The following is a 21,956-nucleotide window of genomic DNA, read 5'->3' on the forward strand; positions in this document are numbered from 1 at the left end:
GGTCAGGCCCCGTTACAGATTCAAATCTTTGGAGCCAGGACGATCTGCGTTGGCCGTAATCACCCGCTCGACGATGTCGTTGGCATCTTTAAGCTCGTTGTTGAAAATGTCGGTGCTATAAGCAGGTTGCGGCGGTGTACGAGTGTTGAGAACCGGGCCGCTGGTATCCGAGGTGTCCACCGAAACGCGCATGGACAAGCCGAGGCGAAGCGGGTTTCGTGCAACCTCTTCAGGTTTCAGGGCAATTCGCACAGGGACGCGCTGGGTGACCTTGATCCAATTGCCGGTGGCATTTTGTGCCGGCATCAGAGAAAACGCGCTTCCCGTGCCCGCATCCAGCCCGACCACCGTGCCATGGAAATCCACATGGCGGCTGTAAGCATCGGCACTTAAATGAACCGATTGCCCGATACGCAAATGTTCGAGTTGAGATTCCTTGAAATTGGCGTTCACCCAAACCTGATCCATGGGTACAACCGACATCAGTGCCACGCCCGGACTGATTCGCTGCCCGACTTGCACGCTGCGTTTGGTCACGATCCCCGAGGTGGGCGCATAGACCTGTGTACGGTGTAGCGAGATGTACGCGTCACGCAGATTGCTTGCCGCGACGAGAACGTCAGGGTGGGTTCGCAGCGTTGTGTTGTCCACCATGGCCAGGCGAACGGCTAAGGCATGGCGAGTACCCTCCAGGCCCGCTATGGCATTTTTGAGCACTTCTTCGGCATGGCTGATCTCCTCACGGGACACTGCCCCACTGGAGGCAAGCTGACTGCGCCGACGAACGTCGTCCTGTGCCTTGCGCACGTCGTTCTGACGTTGGTTGACCTCGGCCTGCAACTGTTGCACTTGATAATACTGAGTGCGTGCCTGGCGAACCGCCCGCGCCAGGTTGGATTTCGCGCGCTCATATTGAATCTCGGCGTCCACGGCGTTCAGTGTGACCAAGGGTGAATTGGTGTCGACGTGATCCGTATTGTCGACACTGATGACCGTCACCGTGCCGCTGACCTGAGCAGTCACCTGGACGATGTTGCCGTCGACATAGGCATCGTCGGTGGTTTCCGTTCCCAGCTTCATCACGTACCACCCTGCCAGTGCCGCCACTAACAGCGCGATGACGAGAAGCAATAGAAGTCGAGGCAAGAAGGGGGCTTTTCGATTTGCGGATTCAGTCGTGGGGGAAGTATTGGACGTCATGATTTATCAGCTACGGTAGAGTTTGCATTGGCAGTCATGGGCATTTCCGGGCGGTATCCACCACCCAGAGCCCGGCTCAAGTTGGCTTGCAAGGAAAGCGCCCTGGACTGCAAATCGACCAGTTGGCGTTTTTCAACGAGCGTTGCGTTTTGCGTCGCCAGTACTTGCAGATAGGTCGCCAGGCCCGCGCCATAGCGCTTGTCGACGAGATCCGCTGCGGCCACTGCAGTCGCTACGGCCTCGTTCTGTTGAGCCAGGCGTTCCTTCAACCAGCGAAGCGAAGACAATTGATCGGCGATGTCACGCAGCGCGTCGATGACCGTCTGGTTGTAGTTTTCAACAGCGAGATCGTAGGCCGCATCCTGCGCATCGAGGTTGCCGCGCAAGCGGCCTCCTTCGAAAATGGGCAGGCTGATCGCGGGAGCGATTCCCAGGATGCGACTGCCGTGATCGTTGAACGTGTCGAACGCCAGGCTTTGCAATCCAATGAAAGCTGTCAAGTTCACGTCCGGGTAGAAGCGTGCCTTGGCCACATCAATCTCATGACCGGAGGCTTCCACGCGCCAGCGTTGGGCCACAACATCCGGGCGATGACCAATCAGTTCGACCGGGATATTCGACGGCATCACAACCGTGTCGCTGGCTTGCAGGTGAGGTCGAGTGATCGTACGTCCACGGTCAGGCCCTTTGCCCAGCAGTGAGGCGAGTTTGTTCTGATTAAGTTCGACGGACTCTTTGAGCGCTGCGATATTGGCTCTACTGGAAGGCAATGCGGCCTGTGACTGCCTGATGTCAATTTCCGTACCGAGCTCGGCGACGAAACGCTTTTTGGTGAGTTCCTCAATCTGCTCCTGCTGATTGAGCAGGGCCTGTGCGACGTCGATTTGTTGATAGACATTTTGCAGGGCGATATAGGTTTGTACGATGGAGGAGGAAAGGATGAGGGCGGCAGCGCGCTCATCGACTTCCAATGCCTTTCGCCTGCCCACGGCCGCCTCGACTGCAGAGCGGTTCTTGCCCCAGAAATCCAACTCATAGCCGACATTCAATGTGCCTTGGTGGACGTTCTGCCAAGTACCCTTGGCAGGCGCCGGGGTCGTGCCATTGGCGCTGAACCGCTCGCGGGTGACACTCATGGAAGCGCTGACGTCCGGCAACAACTGGGCACCCTGTATCGCTTCCAGTGCGCTGGCCTGGTGGACACGCGCTGCGGCGGATCGAAGGGTAGGGCTGTTGGTGAGCGCTTCAACTATCAACGCATCAAGTTGAGGATCCTTGAAACTGCTCCACCAGTTGTCGGCCGGCCACGAAGCCTCGGAGAGCTTGACTCCACTATTGGCAAGCGTCTTGTTGACCTCGGAAGGCTGCAACAGGCGGGATTGGGGTTTCAGATCGCTGAACGTGCATCCGCAAAGCAGCGCCAGCGCCATCGCTAACGATGCGTTCCTGCCTGGTTTCGTGAAGGGCGGCCAGCCCTTTGCACCCTGGATCGATGGACTTTTCATTAACGATTTTCTCTGAAGCATGCGATGAAAATGAGTAAGGGCAGGGCTTTCGCCAGAAATTCTAATAAACACTGTTAGTGTCGTTATGCTGGTTAAAAAACCGCCGAAGCGGTCATTCCGGTTTATCCAGCCCTCAATCCCTTCACGATGATGGCAACGGCATTGTCGATGTCATCCAGGTTCTCGAGGTCTGCCGTGACCAGGTGAAGCCAGGACATCCCGGTCAGCATCGAGACGGCACTATCAACGGCCGGGCTTTCCTGAATGTCCGCCGACGCCACTGCCCGGGCAAAGATCTTTCGTAACGTGCGCTCGCGACGTGGCAGAAACTCTTTCCTGAACTCCTCAAGCGCTGTCGGCTCGTGCTGGATCTCGGCAATCAAGCTGCGCAATGTCTCTCCCGCGCTTGATGTCCGCCACCAGTACCAGAGGGACCGCAAGTGAAGGTTCAGGTCTTTCTCCAGGTCACCGGTGTTCGGCTGTGTCACGAATGTCAGGGCGGTGCGTTCATAGACATCCCTGAGCAACGCGCTCTTGCTCTTCCACCAGCGATAGATCGTAGGCTTGCTCGACCCGGCACGTTCCACCAGTGCGTCCATCGTGAATGCCTGATAGCCACGCTCCTCGAGGATGGCCGCAGCTGCCTCAAGAATGGCTTCTGTGCTCTGAGGGCTGCGTACGGCGCCAATGGAGGATCGGCTACGGGCTTTGGCAGGTTTTGGCAGGTCGGGTTTGGAGGTCATGGGTTGTTCTGACTTGTTTCGCGATGGTGAAAAGCGCCAATAGAAACTGCCGGTATTTATAAACTCTAAAATAAATTCGGTCAATAAGAGGCGCTCGCTTCAATTATTCAAGATGTGAATAATAAGTATGGCATTTGAATATGATTGATTTCAGGGGTTGCTGTTACAGTCATTAATCAAAACATTTGTTTGGAGGCATGAGTGGCTACTCATTTAATTGACGCATTTGATGTGCTTGAGAGCGTTAATAAAGCGATGGGGGAGTGGATGGAAAACGCCATGGCCAGCCACAACCTGACCGTTCTGGATTTTCGAATTCTTGATAGCCTGGCCCAGGGTGCCGTCGCGACTACGAGCCAGTGCGCTCAGTATCTGAATACCCTGCCTTCGAAAGTAACCTTGAGTACTGAAAAACTCGAAAAAGCAGGCTTGGTGCAACGTCGACGTGAGCGGCCGGACAGACGAATGGTTGTCTTGCAGTTATCTGACGAGGGCCTCGAAATGTATGAGCTTGCCCTGCGCGCGCTGAATGAGCGGTGGCAAACCCTATTGGGCAATGTCAGTGCCGATGTCATGCAGTTGGCTGCACTTTTCGCTGGCCCGACGCTAGCCCCCATTGGGGCGTTGATCAAGAATTCGCTACGGGAAAGGCATTCAACCGTTTAATAGTCAGGGCGACGGCGGCAGTTCAATCCCGATGCCGCCGCGCCACTCTCCATGAGTCGTTCAGTCAGACCGCGCGATTGCCTAGAGTATGTCCAGAGGGTATTCGATGAACGCCCGGACTTCATTCAGGTTAGGGCCAACATCGCGGTCTGCCCGGTAGATCGAGTTGCGCAGTTTGAATGACAGATCCTTGAACGAGCCCTCCTGCACTACGTATTTCACCTGATTGAAGAACTCACGCTCCGTACCGTCCTGCTCCCCCCCTGCATCAATGTTGCTGCCGCGCACGTAAGCCGTCTTGTACGTCAGCCCCGGGACACCGAACTCCGAGAAGTCCAGCTCATAACTCAGTTGCCAGGACTGCTCGTCTTTGAGGTTGAAGTCAGAGTAGTAAGAGTTGGCGACATAAATGGCGCTACCACCGTCGCCATAGTCATAGGCATAACCGGCATCGCCGCTGTTACGCTGATGGGCGACGATAAATGCATGCGCACCGACGCTGTATTTGGCCGCCAGGCTCCAGATAGTGTTGGTGTCATTGACGCCATCTCCACCAAAATCCAGCGCTGCCTGAGAGCCATTGGCGTAGTCGGTGCGGTAGATGTTGAAGTCGAGGTTCAGCGCCTGGGAATCGGAAAACGGCACGGTATAGTTTACGTTGCCATAGTATTTCTTGTAGGTGTCCTTCACGTCGGAGTGATACGCCGCGACACTCAATGCGTCGGTCACACTGTAGCCGCCGCCAATCACATCGATGCTCTTGAGATGATTCGGATCCCGTGAAGGATCGCCCATCGGGCTGTCCGCGGTGAACCGTCCGGCATTCAGTTCCAGCCCTGCGATTTCCTTGCTCGTGACAAGCGTGCCAGTGAACGACTGGGGCAACAGACGCGAATCGTCATAGGCCAGCACCGGCATGGACGGGAACTGGTTGCCGTAGCGCAATACAGTATTGGAGAAACGCAGTTTCAGTGCAGCTCCTGCCTCCGAAAGGTCATCGACAGGGCGGCCATCGCTGTCTTCATCGAAAAAGGCTGTGTAGTTACGCCCACGACCGCTATCGAGCCTCACACCGAGCAAGCCATAGACATCCAGGCCGACACCGACGGCCCCCTGGGTGAAGCCGGACTGGAACGTACCGATGAAACCCTGGCCCCATACCCTGGCGTCATTGGTGTGGTTCTTGTAATCGCGGTTGAAGTAGGCATTACGCAACAGCAAGTTCAGGTCACTGTCCTGGATAAAGCCTTTGGCGTCGGACTGATCACTGGCAAAGGCACAAGACGCGCTTGCCGAGATCAGCGTGCACGCGATCGCGACATGTCTAGGATTGAACATCGAATACTCCCAATAGCTATTTTCTAGATTCTGGTGTTGGCAGGAGGCTGCAAAAGTCGTTGCTGGCCACAATGAGAAGTGGTTTTTTGGCGGGGTAATTGTTGGTCTAAGTGCTTCCACCGGTTGCAGCAGCACGATAAATACTGTTGGAAACAGCTCAGGGATAAGTCCTATTTTCGATTCTAATTATCAATAAAATCAATGATCTAGAATTTAGTAACAGGGGTAAGCTAGCGGGGATGAATTCACAGGGTGCCGCTTGCGCAGCAAGTGCAGGTGTATCTCCACTTCATCATTCCTTTGATGCACTTTTTTGGCCCGCCCACGCGCGGGCCTTTTTTATGTGCACCGTCGGACCTGAAGAGCACTGCCAGGCTAATTGGCAGAATCATCTCCAATGGAGGGCAGCCGCCAACCGTAGTGAAGTGACGCCATGCGCAGTACGGTACATCCCGCGGCGGTCAGCCACGAGGTCAACACCGAATTGGCGCCGCTGTAGCTGAGCAAAACCTCCACAGCTGCGCCTGCCAACGCGGCAGACGCGTAGATTTCCCGCTGCAGGATGCTTGGCACGCGTGATAGCAAAATATCCCTGAGTACGCCGCCACCGACAGCGCTGACCATCCCCAGTACGATCGCGACCTCGGCACCGGCCTGGACGGCCAGTGCCTTTTTCGCGCCTGCCACTGCAAACAGTCCAAGGCCAATGGAATCGAACAGCTGTACCGGTGATTTCATTCGACACACCATTGGGTAAGCACACACCACCCACGCTGCAGCGATTAGCGACACCACCAGATAGCGCCAACTCGACAGCCCGGCCGGTGGCAGTGTGCCCAGGCACAGATCCCGAAGAATCCCCCCACCGCAGGCGACGATGAACGTGATGGTAGCAATGCCGAACAGGTCCAATCGCTGCTGACGCGCGGCCACTGCGCCGGATACACCAAAGGCAAAGGTACCGAGAAGATCGATGATGGTGTAAATCAGGTGGGTGTCCATGACTGTTCTACTCGGCGTTGCCGAACCAGGCGAATGCGGCGCAAAGCATGGTTTCCAGCCCGGTGCGCAAGGTAGGGTGCAGTAAAGGCGCGAACTGGGGTGAGTGATTGCTCGGGATGCTGTTTATTTTTCCCTGGGCCTTGGCCTGTTCGTACACTTGCGGGTCCGTACAACCTACGAACCAGAACACGTAGGGCACCTTCCATGCGCGGCCGAACACACTGAAATCCTCACTCGCCGCGGCCGGCGCCGTTTCATAAGCCCTGTCGCCGAACCAGGCGCCAAAGGCATCAGCCAACCGGGTAGAGGCGCGCTCATCATTAACCGTCAACGGGTAGCGGTTGATGGTGGTGATCTCGGGGTCGCGTGGTGCATTGGATGCAGAGCATTCGGCGCAGCAGATCCGTTTGATGGCGCCCAGCATGTGCTCGCGCACGCCCTCGTCGTAGGTGCGCATGTTGAGTTTCAACGTCGCATTGTCCGGGATGATGTTTTCCTTGGTGCCAGCCTGTAACGAGCCAACCGTAAGGACTGCCTGATCCAGCGGGGAAATCTCCCTCGACACAATGGTCTGCAGGCGCAGCACCGTCGACGCCGCCATGATCACCGGATCTACCGACGTTTGTGGCTGTGAGCCGTGGGCGCCACGGCCGAACATCTTGATTTTCAGGCTGTCACCGGCCGAAAGAATGGTGCCGCTGCGGTGCCCCACCGTACCGGCTGGCCCCACCATTACATGCTGACCCAGAATGATGTCTGGCTTGGGGAAGCGATCGAGCATGCCGTCGTCGATCATGTTCTGCGCGCCGACACCCACTTCTTCGCCCGGTTGGAAAACAGCCAGGAGAGTACCCCGCCAGGTGCCGCGATTTTCGGACAATACCCGAGCAACCCCCATCAACCAGGTGACATGCATGTCATGCCCACACGAGTGGCAGACAGAAACCTCAACACCATCTTCGTCACGGGTGACCACGTCGCTGGCATAGGGCAGGCCTGTCGCTTCGGCCATGGGCAACGCGTCCATGTCTGCGCGCAGCATCACCACCGGGCCTTCACCGTTGCGCAGCAAGCCGACAACGCCGGTGACACCGATTTCGCGTGTAACCTCGTACCCATAACGCACCAGGTAGTCGGCGGCGATTTCCGCGGTGCGATACTCATACATCGACAGTTCAGGGTGACGGTGCAAGTCCTTGTAGATCTCTTCCAGCTCAGGCAACAAGGCATCGAGATCGGGAATCAACTTTTCGAGGGACGACATGGGGTACTCCTTAATGTAAAAGAGGGCGAAAAAAGTGGGAGTGAAGCGGTGTCAGGAAGGCGGAAGCAGACTTTCCATCAGCTTTGAAAGAAGGCCATCAAGTGCCACGCGTTCCTTCGGCGAGAGCGCGCAAACCAGTTGATCTTCCAGTTGGGAACCGACGACAGAGGATTCGTCAGCGATCCGCGAGCCCTCGGAGGTTGTGCGCAAACCAACGCTGCGGCGATCGACAGGGTGAGGGACGCGCAAGATGAGCTCACGCGACTCCAGCTGCGCCAACGTCTTGGAGAGCAGTGTTTTTTCCAGAAAAGCGCGTGATGAAACTTCTTTTGGAGTGATGTCCGGGCAGGCCTGAATCAGACGCAAAACCCGCAACCCGCGGACATCCAGATCCCAGTGCTGACGGTACACGGTGTTAGCGTGTTCCATCAGCAGGGCACTGGTCATATCCAGCTTGAAATTCAGAAAGTCAGAATACATGGCAGGCTCCAGTCGAATGGATGGAGTATAGCAATATAGTTGAAACATTCAACTATATTCTCAGTAACTGGCCGCTCTCTGGCTTGAGCTCTGGAGCAGAGAATACCCGTAGCCGGACAAGCTTGTGGCCGTCCGGCACTTGCTGGGTGACCAGGCAAATTCGATCCGCTATCGAATCAACGGCACGCCACTGAGCGTCTGCAAGTCCTCAAAGCTGATATCGGCAACAATCTCCCGGACCTTCAAGCCGTCTGAAGTGACGTCCAGAATAGCCAGGTCGGTATAAGGATTTGCAGGGATCGTTGAACGTAAACAAAAGGCTCTTTTTTGCCATGGAAGAGCGGATTTATGACAGGTATGGATCAGGGCGTGGTAGTGCGAATCGAACAGACTCAGCCCCGAATCACTGACTATTAACCGACGTATGGCTGGAAGCGTAACGGTTTCGGCTAGGAGGGCTTGCCCGCAACACCCGTGGGCAGTTACACGCGGATGATCAACAGTAGAGATGGAATCACTGACTCAATGAACAAGGCGACGGGAATAATCCCGTCGCCCTCAAACGTCAGTGGCTCTGATAGCCCCACAGCAACACAGCCCCAATGTAAATCAGTCCAACCCAGATCATCATAATGACTGTATAACCCATCACATCTTTGAGCCGCAGGCGCGAAAGTGCAAGCGCCGGCAAAATCCAGAATGGCTGTACCAAATCGTTCCAGGCATTGCCCAGCATGACCGCCATCGATGTCTGAGCGAGAGAGCTGTTCAGTGATTTCGCAGCTTCAATCATGAATGGGCCCTGAATTGCCCAGTGTCCACCACCGGACGGTGCGAAGAAGTTGATCACGAACGAACTGGTCAATCCCCAGAACGGCAACGTCTGAGCATTTGCTACCCCGACAAAACTGTGGGAAATACTTTCGACCAGACCCGAACTCTGCATGATTGCCATGATGCCGGCATAAAACGGGAATTGCAGGATGATGCCCGAGATCGTCTTGATGCCTTCGCTGAGGCTCGCGATGTACTGTCTAGGTGTGCCGAGAAGCAATATGCCGAGAAATAGAATGAGAAAATTGATCTTATTCAGGTCCAGACTGCCGCCATTGATGAAATGCAGGGCTAGGTAGCCCATGCCGAGCAGCCCGATAACTGTGCTTAGCAGTCGGCTGTTGTTTAACTTGGCTGCCAATGTATTATCGGCAAAAAGAGTGTCAATCGGGGATGTCTTATTAACCGAGTCCTCCCGGCGCAGTGACGGATCTATCTCAACGATGTCCTTGGCATGTTTGGGGTGCAGCCACGCATTGAGAAGAGGCAAGGTGATCAGCACGCACAGCGTTGTGAGCAACATAGGCAACGAAAAAATAGTGTCTCCTAACCCGATCAGCCCCATCTTTGATTCCAAAGAGTGGCCGGGCGTGGAGATTAACACTGGAATGGTTGCCGATAATCCCAGACCGTAAAATGTGAAACCGCTGTACGCCGCGGCGATGATCAGAGGGTAATGGACACCCCTGACATGCACAGCCAGTTTGCGCGCCACAATACCGCCGATGACAAGACCAAACCCCCAATTAAGATAACTGCCGATCGACCCGACGAGCGTTGCAACTATGATCGCAGTCGCAGGTTTGCTGACACGGCTTACGACTCGGTCAAGAAAGCCGTTAACAACCGAGGAGACTGCCAGGACATAACCCATCGCCAGAATGACAGCCATCTGTGCCGTGAATGCCAACAGACTCCAGAAACCATCTCCCCAGCTTTGTAGAACTAACGCAGGCGCCTGTCCTTGCGCTAGGACGGCGAGGGCCATGGTCAATAATGTTAAACCGATCGCAAAAACGAACGGATCAGGCATATACCGCCTCATCAGCTCTGTAAAAAAGTCAGCCAGCTTATCCAATGTATATTCCTTGTGTTTATTCTTTTGTCTCACTGCCTAACACTAACTAATCGTCGGCTCGGCGGCCGGCTGCAACATACGCCAAAAAACAGTTAACGTTCAATAAATAAGCACCAGAAACGTTCGGTAATCGGCCAAAGTAACCTAAGGAGTACTAATAGTTCACATTAGATACTTTAGAGGTATGCCACGATACCTCTAAAGTATTTAGCTTGGCTGAAAGTCGCTATCAAAAGGGCGCCAATATCCCTCAATGCCTACGTTGCCTACGATGCACAGCGCGGCCTATTCAACACGCCGCAGACAGTGGTGTCTGACCAAGTTGTCGCGAACCAAAAATATGGTGTCGCTGTACAAACGCTAGGCGACAACCAGAGAAAAACGCGCGATGTAAGGCTCCATCCAGAACCAACTTCATCTGACGCGCTCGAAATTACTTCCGCATTTTTAATCCCTTCACTGACTTCGCTCGTTGTTCATCCAAAGCATTGTAATAGGTGTTTTGGGTCGTACTTAGACTATTGTGTCGCAAGTCCGCCTGGAGGTCTTTCATTTCGCGAAATGGCGCGTCGAACGTTGCGGCCGTATGGCGTAACCAATGAAGCGACGCAGAGCGAAGTTGATCAATCTCGTCTTCACTCCATCCTTCACTCTGCATACGTTGCAAGGAGCGATCAAACACGACTTGAAGAATAGATCGTACATGTCGATCCGAGAGCCCACCGCGACCGTTCAACGTGCTAATCAGTGGCGTTTTTTCCTGTGGTGAGGGCAGGGGAGAAAGATTAAGGAAGTGGCGATACCTTACAAGATAGCGGTCGATGTACTCGTCCCTCACACTGATCTTCGCCGCTTTGTTACCTTTGCCAACGACGTGAAACCACCAATTGCCCGTTGTATCGCGTCGTAAATCTCCCATTGTTGGCCGCCAGTTGTCACGCCCGATGAGGTCCGAGACCCGGAGGTACATGGCAAAAAGCGTCGTTAGGATAAATAGCGTGCGCTCGTGGGCGGGGTCATCGCCCGCCATCTGCTCTGCAGTATCAATCACGAAACTCCATTGCAACTCGGTTAGGGACCGTGATGCCACGTCCAGTGTGTTTCTCTGCTTATAGATAGACTTCTGCTTGATCGCACGGAACGGATTTGCTTCCGTAAAGCCTTCATCCATCGCGTACTGAAAGAAGCTGCCGCAGACAGCGAAGACCTGAGCTACAGAACCCTGGGCCATATGGTAACTACGCGAGGGGAGATCACTGATCGTTTCAGCCGCCAGCTTACGCTCACGTTTAGAAACGGTGCAACTGAATGGCCGCCAATCAGGATTCAATACGTACTCATCTGATTCAAACTTCTTGCGACCACCGATGCGTTTGAACCTAGATTTGATCATCGGGCCGATCCAATCCGCGGGCGGGTTTAGACAGAACTCCATGAAATGCTCCGCATCGGAGCGGCGCAGATCCAAGATTGGTTTACGCGCCACAATCAGTGCCCACAGCAGCAAACGTTCTACATGCGTTCTGAAGGAGTTGAAGGTTGACCGGTTGCCGGCGTAGGACTTCAAGAAACTCCGCACAACCAGATAGCTGTCAATGGCGCAGCAACTGTCATTGAAACCTTTGAGATATTGTTGGACAGTAGAACGCTCGTTGCTGAGCTGGAGAAAATTGAGCTCGTGGAAGCACTCGAAGGTGTCGAACAGCGGCTGTGGAAGTCGTGACATACAATTGACCAAGGCAGTACTGGAGTGGCGCTAGCTTGCGTGTACCAGGAGCGTTATGCAATATCCGGGTCTGGTAGTTATCGGATATCACATCTGTATTTCTCCGATCTGGCCGCTAGGTATTCCTAGAAAACTCTGGCCAAAAGAAGGCTAAGCAGGTTGCAATACAACTGCACCCTAGAGCTGTTCTGTTCCTTTGCTGTAGTACCGGTCCATCGTATAGGCGAGTGATGCGTAGCGGAGATCTCGCTGAAGGTGTCTAAGATCCCTAAATTGTGCGGCGTTCATTGCCCCGGTTTCGCGCAACCAAGCTAAAGAAGCAGCACGAAGGGAAGTACATTGCTCATCGCTCGAACCACTACGTACCATCTTCAAAAGCGTGAGATCAAAAATGTTTTGAACGATTTTTCTTATCTGTCGATCCGTTAATCCAGGTCTACCATGTACCGTTACAAGCAGCGGATCACTGTCCCCAGGACTCGGTAAGGGTGACAGATTTCGGCTTTCTCTATAGCGGACAAGATATGGAATAAATTCGGGGTCCACCGAAATTATCTGAGACTTGCTTCGACCTGGTAATTCAAACCACCAACAATCGTCGCGTTCAAAAAAAGAACTCATGCATGGTGTGTTTTCATTAAAGCTAGCGAGATCAGCACCTCGAAGGTACAAGTAATAGGTTACCATGATAATGAATAACGATCGTTCATATCTAGGGTCGCACTGCGCCATGGTTTCCGCAGTATCAACAACCAATGCCCATTGTTCGTGCGTTAGTGATGGCCTATTTTTTTTTGTGGATCTCAAGCGATTAGCGTATCGTTTACTTAATAGCGCCGCAGGATTCGATTTACCAACACCTATCTCGATCATGTAGTTATAAAATGAACTGCATGCACTAAGCAACTGAACCATGCAACTAACTGACGTCACGCACTGAAAAGTCGAGTCGTCCTCATCATCTATTTTAATACAATTCCCCATCGCCTTTGAGCGTCGATTCCTCATTGGTCGCCAAGCGTCATTGAAATCGATATAGCCCTCATTATCAGTGAATCGCTGTCTCGGACAGCTTCCCACCCAATCATTCGCAGGGTGCTCGTTAAAACTAACAAAGTCCCTGATGTCATTGACACTCAAAGCTAATGGTGATTTTTCCGCGTAGATCCAACTCCAAAGAAGTATGCGCTCAATATAATTTCTGTAGTTTGGGAACGTATTAGGTTCTACGCAGCGCGCTAATAAAAATTTGCGTGCACAAACGTAGTCTTTCTCGACATCAATAGAAGACTGGAAGCTCTCAAAATATTTGCACACTGACGGATAACGAGCATAGAGGTTTAATAATGGAGTTTCCAGAGACGCCTTGTCGTCGAAAATTGGGCGAGGCCGCAAGTAGATTTTCACCTATGAACACTCCGCATCTATTAAGAAAAGGTGCGCACCGTAAATGCGCGCTGTTACACAGAGCTCACAGGCTCATTAGGAACGGTAAATGTCCGATTCCAATTAGTCAATTAATTGATATCGATTTCTGGAAATCTTTTTATATTTCCACCGATAATCGATTACGCATGGAAAACTATCAGGTGGACTATCCAACAAAGAAATCACCAAAAACCGTGGAATTTCTTATTGTTATTGCGTAAGCAATGGATTTATTCGTCTGAAAAAAGTGGAATTGGTAGCTGTTAATCAGTGGAATTGCTCGTTATCAGGTGGAAAAGAGCGATGTCGCTAGGTTTATCAGTTGATAAATATCGATACAATTCCAGCGATCAACGACAGAAGATAACTGCGTGCTTGCTAGCTAGGAACATAACCGAATGAAAATGTTAGATTTATTGCCTGCCGTTAGGATTCCATTTAATTGTGGTCGGTCACATCAGTGCTTTAGGCTGCTGATGAACATACCTAACATAGCACCTCGTTTAACATAATATACATTATGCGTACCCATAGGTATTCCACACAGGGCGTCTCCAAGGTACATTTCAAACCCCAGCCACATCCCTCGACCACATCCCTCAGGATTGCCCCTCATGCATGAAGCAGCTCATCAAATCATCGATCTCTACGAGCGTCACGCTCAAACATGGGATCGTGTTCGCTCGCGGCGCCTCGTCGAGCAATCCTGGCTGGATCGTTTTCGTCAGGCCATGCCTGTTGCTACTGGTGATGTTCTCGACATCGGCTGTGGCTGTGCCGAACCCATGGCCGCTTACTTGATCGACGCCGGACACAGCGTGTGTGGCATTGATTCGTCCATGGCGATGATAACCTTGTGTCAGCAACGTTTCCCACAGCACGACTGGCATGTTGCCGACATGCGCCAGTTAGCGCTTGATCAGCGTTACGCGGGTATCCTGGCGTGGGACAGTTTCTTTCACCTGACGCCTGAGGATCAGCGCCGAATGTTCCCGATTTTCCAGGCCCATGCCCAACCTGGTGCCGCATTGATGTTTACCAGCGGAACGGCCCATGGCATCGCGTTGGGCAGGTTCGAGGGTGAAACGCTTTATCACGCCAGCCTGGACCACGATGAGTATACTGCGCTGCTCAATGCCCATGGTTTTAGCGTCGTTGAGCAAGTAACGGAAGATCCGGATTGTGGTGGGCATACTATATGGTTGGCTGTTTTTGGTTAGAGTCGCACCTTTGCCCTGTGCGTTTATATGAATAATCCTTATAACTCAACTAAACATCTATTTAGTTGAGTTATGTTTCAACAGTCCTGGTAGATGTCCCCTGCCCTCAGGTCAAGAAATTCCTATCCAGGTCGAGGTTAGGGTCAAAGTCCACGAAGTTGCGACGCAAGTAGCTTTCCATTCCAGGAGCTCATGTGAGGTGAGATGCCCTATTTGAACATGCGAGGGTCGTACATGAAGTCAAAGACATCGACCACCTTGATCTGGCTGACCGCCGGATGATTGGGGTTGATCACCACATTACGCTCCAGGACCAACACTGCCGAGGGCACGATCAAGCCAAGGTGAGTGTTCGCCTTCAGCCAGGTAGTGCCGAAGTCCATGCCTGGACGGTCAGCGGGAAGACTCGCCCAGCCTTCAGGCAAGGTTTTTGGATCAGGCTCCCAGTAAAGCGCGGCATCGGCGGGCAGCTCGAAGCAGGTGATCTTCATCGGGAAAGTAGGCTCGCCCCCCGCATGGACGAATGTTTCAAGGCAGCAGATAGCCGGTGTCAGTCCCATGTACACAGCTGGCACGTCCTGATCGTTCCACCGCCCTCCTTCGATGGCAGCTCCCATACCTGATAGATCGGTCGCACGTTTCGCTTTCGCAATTCGCCAAGCCCGCATCAGGCTGCACCACCCCATTCAAGGGCATGCAGGACACGGCGAACCTGCCTGGCGCCTATCTCGGTTTCGCAGAGCATGATCGGTGCGGCACCGCCGAGCGCTTTATTGGCAGTCGACATCCATTGAGCCGCTTTCTCCTGGCTCTCAAAGACCTCCTCGGCCAGGTGACCCACTGTGGCGATCCGATCCAGGCGTTCGGAGGCAACGGAATCCAGGTTCTTGTGCTCACGCCGACGTCTTTCCAGTGTCGAGAAGGAGGCATTGAGCAGCGTTTCCAGATTGCGCTCATGGAGGTCGAAGGTCTGCCTGACCGCGTAAACGAGATAGGCGGGAAATCCCTCCCTGATCTGATTCAGCCGCTCGGAGTCCTTGAGAAACTCGCGGGCGGAACTGAATCGCCAAAAGGCCGCAATCCCGGCTTCACGAGGCTCTTCTTTGATTTTGGTCGGACGCGGAGCAACCGTTGAAGCGCTCATCATCACTACCTCCAAATGAATAATTTTTTCAGTCAAATGAACTATACGCCATTTGCTTTCCACAAGGTACTGCCAATGAGCGGCAACTCATGAGGCCTGGTGCTGTGGGGTGCTCAGTCTGCCGGTGATTCGCATACTGCCAGTGCTCATCAGGCTGGCGGGAACCCGTTTCGATCCGAAACCCCGTCGTGTTCCCTGACTTGAGCTGGAACAACCGGATTCAAATTTGCAGCGTCCCCCTGACCAAGGCTTCAAGCCTGGGCAAAATACTCGCTTCGTCATTGCCCAGAATGGCAATCGAAGCACCGCGCAAGCCTGCCGCCGAAGTGGCAGCTGCGTCGCCGGCCAACGCCACCGGGCACGCGACGCCCATTTGAAGGGCGCGCAGGCGCTGGTGCGCATCGGCCTGCAGAGGCGCCTGGACCCACAGCACCAGCGCGGCGGGCTGCATCGCTTTACACAGCAACGGCAGTTCTTCCAGGGGCTGGCCCGGGCCCAGCACCTCGATGCGCAGCTGGTCATTGCTCATCAACACACCGGCACACAACAGCTCCAGTTCGTGTGCATGACCCGAGCCGTCTGCCAGCAGCACGCACGCACCCTTGCCCGGGTTCATCTGCAGTCGCAATAACAGCCGCGCACGCAGGAAGGCGTCCAGGAACAGCCACTGGCTGCGGCGGCCGAAAGCATTGCCTGCTGCCAGTCTGCGCCAGACCGGCAGCAGGATAGTCTCCAGCACCGTAGCCTTCGGGTAGAGGGTGAACAGTTGCCCGTGAAGACGCTCCAGCTCGGCGCCATCAAACGCCTGGGTGGCGCGATGAATTGCCTCTTGCCATTGGACCAGGGGCGCTTCGACCGAGCCTGATCCAGCGATACCGGGGGTGTCCTGCTGGCGCACGAGCAAAGCGCCTATCTTGCTGATCGGCAGGCCCCGGCTCGTCCAGAGCATGATATTGCGGATATGTTCGACGTCCTGTTGTGAATACAGGCGATGACCGCCCACCGTGCGTACTGGTCGAATCAGCCCGTGGCGGCGCTCCCAGGCCCGCAGGGTGATCGGGTTGACGCCGGTCAGGCTGGCGACTTCGCGCATGGGGAGCAAGACGTCGTCGGAGGCGGATTCGCTGGGCTCGGTCATTGAAAGGGGGTGCCTGCTGAGTGTGTCGGCATTCTAAACCAGGCCCGGCACTTTTAAACCAGCCTCCATCGAAGACCGGCTCCTGCGCCCTGCCATCTAGGCATCGCTGTCGCTGACGACTACGCTGTGGGGCAAACCCACGAACCACCGCGAGCCCAGACCATGATCGACGCCAAACTCCTGCAACTGATGGTCGAAGCCTCCAATGACGGCATCGTCGTGGCCGAGCAGGAAGGCGATGACAGCATCCTCATCTATGCCAACCCTGCCTTCGAGCGCCTGACCGGCTACAGTGCCGACGACATTCTCTACCAGGATTGCCGGTTCCTGCAGGCCGACGATCATGCCCAGGCAGGCCTTGCGGTCATCCGTGACGCCATCCGCCTCGGTCAGCCCTGCCGCCAGGTGCTGCGTAACTATCACAAGGATGGCAGCCTGTTCTGGAACGAGCTGTCGATCACCCCCGTGCACAATGAAGCCGACCAGTTGACCTACTACATCGGCATACAGCACGACGTCAGCGACAAGATGGCCGCCCTGGAAAAAATCCAGGCACTGGAGAACGAAGTGGCCGATCTTCGCCGTCAACTGGCGAGGCTCGGTGGCTGACACCCGTTACGCCACGACCGCCACAAAAAGTGTACAAGCATATTGACTTGTACAATTTTCGCCCTAGGCTACAGATAAACCTGTACAGTTTTATCGACTTGTACAATTTTGCCTGGAGCCTGTCATGTCTGCCTATCTCCGCCATTTCGCTGACACGTTCGCCACGCTGAACGCTGATAGCCTGCACCGGCTGGGCGAGCTCTACAGCAACGACGTGCAGTTTCGTGATCCCCTGCATCAGGTGGAGGGCTTGCCGGCACTGCGCAGTTACTTTGAAAAGTTGTACAGCAACGTCGAGGATATTCGCTACGACATCCTTGACGTGGATGAAACCGCGCCTGGCCACGGTTACCTTCGCTGGAACCTGCACTTTCGTCATCCACGCCTGTCCCGCGGCCGGCCGATCCGCCTGCAAGGGTGCAGCCACCTGCGCTGGGCGCAACAGGTCTACCTGCACCACGACTACTTCGATGCCGGCGCCCTGCTCTACGAGCACGTTCCGCTGCTTGGCGGGGTGATCGGCTGGATCAAGGGCAGGCTGGCATGAGCCGCTGCTGGCTGACCGGCGCCAGCAGCGGCCTCGGTGCTGCCCTGGCCGAACGCCTTCTGGATCAAGGTCATGAGGTGGCCTTGGGTGGCCGGCGCGCGGAAGCACTGATGCCGCTGATGCTGCGCTACCCCGGGGCCCTGCTCGCCACTGGCGATGTGACTGAGCCACGCCAGGTCGAGGCGATTTGCGAGAACATCGAGCAGGCGTGGGGCGCGCTGGACCTGGTGATCCTGAACGCCGGCACCTGCGAATACCTGGTGCCCGGCGGGTTCGAGGCCGAGACCGTCGAGCGTGTGATACGCACCAACCTGCTGGGGGTCAGCTACTGCCTGCAGGCGGCCCTTCCCCTGCTGCGCCGCGGGCATCGACCCCACCTGGTCGTGATCGGTAGCTCGGTGACCTGGCTGGCGCTGCCGCGGGCGGGAGCCTATGGCGCGTCCAAGGCGGCCCTGAGGTATCTGGTCGAGTCCCTGCGCCTGGATCTACACGCCGAAGGCATCGATGTAACGCTGGTCAGCCCGGGCTTCATCGACACCCCGCTGACCCGGCGCAACACCTTTGCCATGCCACAAATCTGGAGCGCCGACCGCGCCGCGCGGCATGTGATCGCGCGCCTGACGCGCCGTCCGCTGGAGATCAACTTTCCACGGCTTTTCACTCTCGTCCTGCGCCTGCTCGGCGCCCTGCCAGCGCGTTGGCGCCTGGCCCTGGGCCGTCGCCTGGCGCGAACCGAACAGGAATAGCGGCACATGCGCATCGCCATCATCGGTAGCGGGATCTCTGGGCTGACCTGTGCCTATCTGCTGTCACGTCGTCATGAGGTGACTGTGTTTGAAGCGGCTGACTGGATTGGCGGTCATACCCATACGGTCGACGTCGAATGGCAGGGACAGCGTTATGCCGTGGACACCGGTTTCATCGTCTTCAACGACTGGACCTACCCCAATTTCATTCGCTTGCTGGATCACCTCGGCGTCGCCTCGCGCCCCACCGAGATGAGCTTTTCCGTCAACGATCCGCACAGTGGCCTGGAATACAACGGCAACAACCTCGACACCCTCTTCGCCCAGCGCGGCAATCTGCTGTCGCCGGGCTTCTGGGGCATGTTGCGCGATATCCTGCGCTTCAACCGCCAGGCGGTGGCCGACCTGGACGGCCAGCGCATCGAGCCCGGCATGAGTTTGGGCGATTACCTGCACTCGCGAGGCTACGGGCAGCGTTTCATCCATCACTACATCGTGCCCATGGGCTCGGCCATCTGGTCGGTCTCAAGGGCCGACATGCTGCACTTTCCGCTGCACTTCTTCGTGCGGTTCTTTCGTAACCATGGCCTGCTCTCGATCAGCCAGCGGCCTCAGTGGCGAGTGATCGAGGGTGGCTCGCGCAGCTACGTGCAACCGTTGTGCGAGTCCTTCAGCGAGCGCATTCGGCTAAATTGCCCGGTGCTGAGCGTGCGCCGGGACGACAGCGGCGTGATGATCAACAGCGCCGCAGGCCATGAGCGTTTCGACAAGGTGGTGTTCGCCTGCCATAGCGACCAGGCCCTGGCGCTGCTGGAGCAACCGTCGACCGCCGAGCGCGAGGTGCTCGGCGCCCTTGAGTATGCCGCCAACGAAGTCCTGCTGCACACCGACACCCGCCTGCTGCCCAGCCGGCGCAAGGCCTGGGCGAGCTGGAACTATCGCCTCGGCGGACCCGCCCATGCCCCGGCGGCCGTGACCTACAACATGAACATCCTGCAGGGCCTCGACGCCCCGGTGACCTTCTGCACAAGCCTCAACCAGGGCGACAGCGTGGACCCGTCGAAGGTGCTGGCACGCTTCAATTATGCCCACCCCCAATACAGCCTGGCCGCCATGGCAGCCCAGGCGCGCCAGGGTGAGCTGCAGGGAAACCAGCACAGCTACTTCTGCGGTGCTTACTGGGCAAACGGCTTCCATGAGGATGGCGTGGTCAGCGCACTGGACGTCGCTCAAAGCTTCGGGGAGCGACTGTGAACAGCAGCCTTTGCTACGGTTGGGTGAGCCACCGGCGCCTGGCGCCGCGGTTCCATGGCTTCCGCTATCGCAGCGGCATGTTCTACCTGGACCTGGACGAACAGGAACGGCTGCTGGGCCTGTCCCCGCTGCTCGGTGCTTCTCGCCTGGCGCCGTTGTGCTGGCGGGAAACCGACTACCTGCCGGCCTGGACTCGTCGCGGCATGCCCTTGAAGGATGCCGTGCGCGAAGTGGTGGCCAAGGCCCTGGGCCAGGCGCCGGGCGGCGCCATTCATTTGCTGACCCAGCCGCGCAGCTGGGGGATTTCGTTCAATCCGGTCAGTTTCTACTTTTGCCACGACAACGACGGGCTGCTGGCGGCGATTGTGCTGGAGGTGCGTAACACACCCTGGCGTGAGCGCTTTCACTACGTCTTGTCGGTGCTGCCCGGTCAGCCCCGACAGTTCTCGGTCAACAAGGCCTTCCATGTCTCGCCGTTCCTGCCGCTGGACATGCAGTACCACATGCGCTTTGACATTGACGGCGAGCACCTGCGCATCCACATGGAAAACCGCTGCGAAGGGCAAAAAGTCTTTGAGGCCGACCTGGCCCTGCGCCGCCAGCCACTGGATGCCGCCGCACTTCGACGCCACGTATTGGCCTTCCCCTGGATGAGCCTGCGCACCCTCGGCGCCATTTACTGGCAAGCCCTGCGCCTGTTGCTCAAGCGCACCCCGCTCTACACCCATACGCCCTGTCAGAGCAGCGAAACCCCTGTCATCGAGGAGTCCGAGCATGTCCGATCCAACCCTGAGCGTTAGCAAATCCTTTGGCCTGGCGCCGTTGTTCGGTGGCCTGGCCAGGAGCGCCGTGCTCTCGCAACTTCGCCACCTGCGCCAGGGCCGTCTGCGCCTGATCTGCCACGGGCGGCAGTGGCTGTTCGGCGACATCGGTAGCACGCTGCATGCAGAGGTCGAGATCGTCGACGAGGCCGCCTGGAGCATGGTGGCTGCCAACGGCTCGATCGGTGCCGGCGAAGCCTATACCCACGGCTACTGGCGCAGTCCGGACCTGGCCGCGGTCACCCGCCTGTTCGTCGCCAACCTGGAGGTGCTCGACGCCCTCGAGGGCGGCCTGGCGCGCCTCGGTCGTCCGATCCTGCGCCTGCTGCACGGGTTCAACCGCAACAGCCGGCGTGGTTCGCGACGCAACATCCTGGCCCATTACGATCTGGGCAATGCCTTGTTCGAGCGGCTGCTGGACCCGACCATGATGTACTCCGCTGCCATGTTCGACAGTCAGGAGCAGAGCCTGGAGCAGGCCCAATTGAACAAGCTCGAGCGTATCTGCGCCAAACTCGCGTTGCGCCCCGACGACCATCTGCTCGAGATCGGCACCGGCTGGGGCAGCCTGGCAATCCACGCCGCCACCCGCCATGGGTGTCGGGTGACCACCACCACGTTGTCCGAGGCGCAGTACGCCCATACCCGGCAACGCGTCCAGGCGCTTGGCCTGCAAGAGCGCATTACCGTCCTGCGCGAAGACTACCGCGACCTCGGCGGGCGCTTCGACAAGCTGGTTTCGATCGAGATGATCGAGGCGGTCGGGCACCGCTATCTGCCGCTCTACTTTCGCCGCTGCGCCTCGCTGCTCAAGGACGACGGCTTGATGCTGCTGCAAGCCATCACCATCCGCGACCAGCGTTATGAGCAGGCCCAGCGCTCGGTGGATTTCATCCAGCGCCATATCTTTCCCGGCGGAGCCCTGCCCTCCTTGAGCGTCATGCTGCAGACCGCCAGTCGCCACACCGCATTGAACCTGGTGCACATGGAGGACTTCGGCCTGGACTACGCGCGCACGCTGCAGCACTGGCGCGACAACTTGCGCCAGTCGCGCAGCGCCTTGGTAGAACTGGGGTATGACGACACTTTCCAGCGCCTCTGGGAGTTCTACCTGTGTTATTGCCAGGGCGGTTTCGAGGAGCGCGCCATCGGTGTCGCGCAACTGCTCTGGGCAGCCCCGGCCGCCCGCCGCGCCTCGCTGCCGGCCGCCTGA

At 56.4% G+C, this 21,956-nt stretch carries 21 protein-coding genes and 1 pseudogene; 8 read left to right on the forward strand and 14 right to left on the reverse strand.

Annotation, left to right across the window (positions count from 1 at the left end):
- Positions 1-12 precede the first annotated feature (12 nt).
- From SOP95_RS24395 to SOP95_RS24405, 3 genes are all read right to left on the reverse strand, one after another.
- On the reverse strand, positions 13-1,200 hold the full coding sequence (locus SOP95_RS24395) for an efflux RND transporter periplasmic adaptor subunit (protein ID WP_323608615.1): 1,188 nt from the start codon (positions 1,198-1,200) through the stop codon (positions 13-15).
- Positions 1,197-2,705, reverse strand: a complete 1,509-nt coding sequence (locus SOP95_RS24400) for an efflux transporter outer membrane subunit (protein WP_323608617.1) — start codon at positions 2,703-2,705, stop codon at positions 1,197-1,199. The genes SOP95_RS24395 and SOP95_RS24400 overlap by 4 nt, the downstream gene beginning before the upstream one ends.
- 122 nt (positions 2,706-2,827) lie before the next feature.
- Complete coding sequence (locus tag SOP95_RS24405) at positions 2,828-3,448, reverse strand: TetR/AcrR family transcriptional regulator (protein WP_323608637.1); 621 nt, start codon at positions 3,446-3,448, stop codon at positions 2,828-2,830.
- Positions 3,449-3,649: 201 nt separating this feature from the next.
- On the opposite strand from SOP95_RS24405, the gene SOP95_RS24410 reads away from it, so the two are divergent.
- Positions 3,650-4,114, forward strand: coding sequence for a MarR family winged helix-turn-helix transcriptional regulator (locus tag SOP95_RS24410; protein WP_323608618.1), 465 nt, complete (start codon positions 3,650-3,652; stop codon positions 4,112-4,114).
- Positions 4,115-4,195: 81 nt separating this feature from the next.
- Here SOP95_RS24410 and SOP95_RS24415 read toward each other — a convergent pair whose 3' ends face one another.
- The 8 genes and pseudogenes from SOP95_RS24415 to SOP95_RS24450 form a co-directional block, all read right to left on the reverse strand.
- Entirely contained in the window at positions 4,196-5,452 is a 1,257-nt protein-coding gene (locus SOP95_RS24415; RefSeq protein WP_323608619.1) for an OprD family porin, read from the reverse strand.
- Between the two features lie 375 nt (positions 5,453-5,827).
- A complete protein-coding gene (locus SOP95_RS24420; protein WP_323608620.1) occupies positions 5,828-6,454 on the reverse strand; it encodes a trimeric intracellular cation channel family protein in 627 nt (208 codons plus the stop codon).
- Positions 6,455-6,461: 7 nt separating this feature from the next.
- Positions 6,462-7,718, reverse strand: a complete 1,257-nt coding sequence (locus SOP95_RS24425; RefSeq protein WP_323608621.1) for a M20 family metallopeptidase — start codon at positions 7,716-7,718, stop codon at positions 6,462-6,464.
- Between the two features lie 51 nt (positions 7,719-7,769).
- The gene (locus SOP95_RS24430) at positions 7,770-8,198 is read right to left on the reverse strand and encodes a MarR family winged helix-turn-helix transcriptional regulator (RefSeq protein ID WP_323608622.1); all 429 of its coding nucleotides are present in this window, start codon (positions 8,196-8,198) and stop codon (positions 7,770-7,772) included.
- Positions 8,199-8,366: 168 nt separating this feature from the next.
- Positions 8,367-8,483, reverse strand: a pseudogene (locus tag SOP95_RS24435) (3-oxoadipate CoA-transferase); the annotation flags it as partial.
- A gap of 280 nt (positions 8,484-8,763) precedes the next feature.
- Positions 8,764-10,110 carry a short-chain fatty acid transporter gene (locus tag SOP95_RS24440; RefSeq protein WP_323608623.1) on the reverse strand — a complete coding sequence of 449 codons (1,347 nt, stop codon included), beginning with the start codon at positions 10,108-10,110 and terminating at the stop codon, positions 8,764-8,766.
- 433 nt (positions 10,111-10,543) lie between these two features.
- Positions 10,544-11,836, reverse strand: coding sequence for a tyrosine-type recombinase/integrase (locus tag SOP95_RS24445; RefSeq protein WP_323608624.1), 1,293 nt, complete (start codon positions 11,834-11,836; stop codon positions 10,544-10,546).
- A 177-nt stretch (positions 11,837-12,013) separates the two neighbouring features.
- Complete coding sequence (locus tag SOP95_RS24450; RefSeq protein ID WP_320394993.1) at positions 12,014-13,243, reverse strand: hypothetical protein; 1,230 nt, start codon at positions 13,241-13,243, stop codon at positions 12,014-12,016.
- 635 nt (positions 13,244-13,878) lie between these two features.
- On the opposite strand from SOP95_RS24450, the gene SOP95_RS24455 reads away from it, so the two are divergent.
- The gene (locus SOP95_RS24455) at positions 13,879-14,484 is read left to right on the forward strand and encodes a class I SAM-dependent DNA methyltransferase (RefSeq protein ID WP_274075190.1); all 606 of its coding nucleotides are present in this window, start codon (positions 13,879-13,881) and stop codon (positions 14,482-14,484) included.
- Between the two features lie 209 nt (positions 14,485-14,693).
- Here the strand turns inward: SOP95_RS24455 and SOP95_RS24460 are convergent, their stop codons facing one another.
- The 3 genes from SOP95_RS24460 to SOP95_RS24470 form a co-directional block, all read right to left on the reverse strand.
- Positions 14,694-15,170: an RES family NAD+ phosphorylase gene (locus SOP95_RS24460; protein WP_406590777.1), complete on the reverse strand. Its 477-nt coding sequence runs from the start codon at positions 15,168-15,170 to the stop codon at positions 14,694-14,696.
- Entirely contained in the window at positions 15,152-15,664 is a 513-nt protein-coding gene (gene parS / locus SOP95_RS24465) for a type II RES/Xre toxin-antitoxin system antitoxin (protein ID WP_406590778.1), read from the reverse strand. Before parS ends, SOP95_RS24460 begins: the two co-directional genes overlap by 19 nt.
- Positions 15,665-15,848: 184 nt before the next feature.
- Positions 15,849-16,766 carry a MerR family transcriptional regulator gene (locus SOP95_RS24470; protein ID WP_323608625.1) on the reverse strand — a complete coding sequence of 306 codons (918 nt, stop codon included), beginning with the start codon at positions 16,764-16,766 and terminating at the stop codon, positions 15,849-15,851.
- Positions 16,767-16,928: 162 nt separating this feature from the next.
- Here SOP95_RS24470 and SOP95_RS24475 point away from each other — a divergent pair, with 162 nt between their 5' ends.
- The 6 genes from SOP95_RS24475 to SOP95_RS24500 all read left to right on the forward strand — a co-directional run bounded on the left by SOP95_RS24475 (position 16,929) and on the right by SOP95_RS24500 (position 21,956).
- The gene (locus tag SOP95_RS24475; protein ID WP_274075187.1) at positions 16,929-17,375 is read left to right on the forward strand and encodes a PAS domain-containing protein; all 447 of its coding nucleotides are present in this window, start codon (positions 16,929-16,931) and stop codon (positions 17,373-17,375) included.
- Between the two features lie 124 nt (positions 17,376-17,499).
- Positions 17,500-17,922, forward strand: a complete 423-nt coding sequence (locus SOP95_RS24480) for a nuclear transport factor 2 family protein (protein ID WP_323608626.1) — start codon at positions 17,500-17,502, stop codon at positions 17,920-17,922.
- Positions 17,919-18,668, forward strand: coding sequence for an SDR family NAD(P)-dependent oxidoreductase (locus tag SOP95_RS24485; protein WP_323608628.1), 750 nt, complete (start codon positions 17,919-17,921; stop codon positions 18,666-18,668). The genes SOP95_RS24480 and SOP95_RS24485 overlap by 4 nt, the downstream gene beginning before the upstream one ends.
- 6 nt (positions 18,669-18,674) lie before the next feature.
- Complete coding sequence (locus tag SOP95_RS24490) at positions 18,675-19,922, forward strand: NAD(P)/FAD-dependent oxidoreductase (RefSeq protein ID WP_323608629.1); 1,248 nt, start codon at positions 18,675-18,677, stop codon at positions 19,920-19,922.
- Positions 19,919-20,722 (forward strand): DUF1365 domain-containing protein, encoded by an 804-nt coding sequence (locus tag SOP95_RS24495; RefSeq protein ID WP_274075183.1) that lies wholly within the window; start codon positions 19,919-19,921, stop codon positions 20,720-20,722. The genes SOP95_RS24490 and SOP95_RS24495 overlap by 4 nt, the downstream gene beginning before the upstream one ends.
- A complete protein-coding gene (locus SOP95_RS24500; RefSeq protein ID WP_323608630.1) occupies positions 20,697-21,956 on the forward strand; it encodes a cyclopropane-fatty-acyl-phospholipid synthase family protein in 1,260 nt (419 codons plus the stop codon). The genes SOP95_RS24495 and SOP95_RS24500 overlap by 26 nt, the downstream gene beginning before the upstream one ends.

Source organism: Pseudomonas sp. YuFO8 (assembly GCF_035065025.1).
GTDB lineage: Bacteria > Pseudomonadota > Gammaproteobacteria > Pseudomonadales > Pseudomonadaceae > Aquipseudomonas > Aquipseudomonas putida_AE.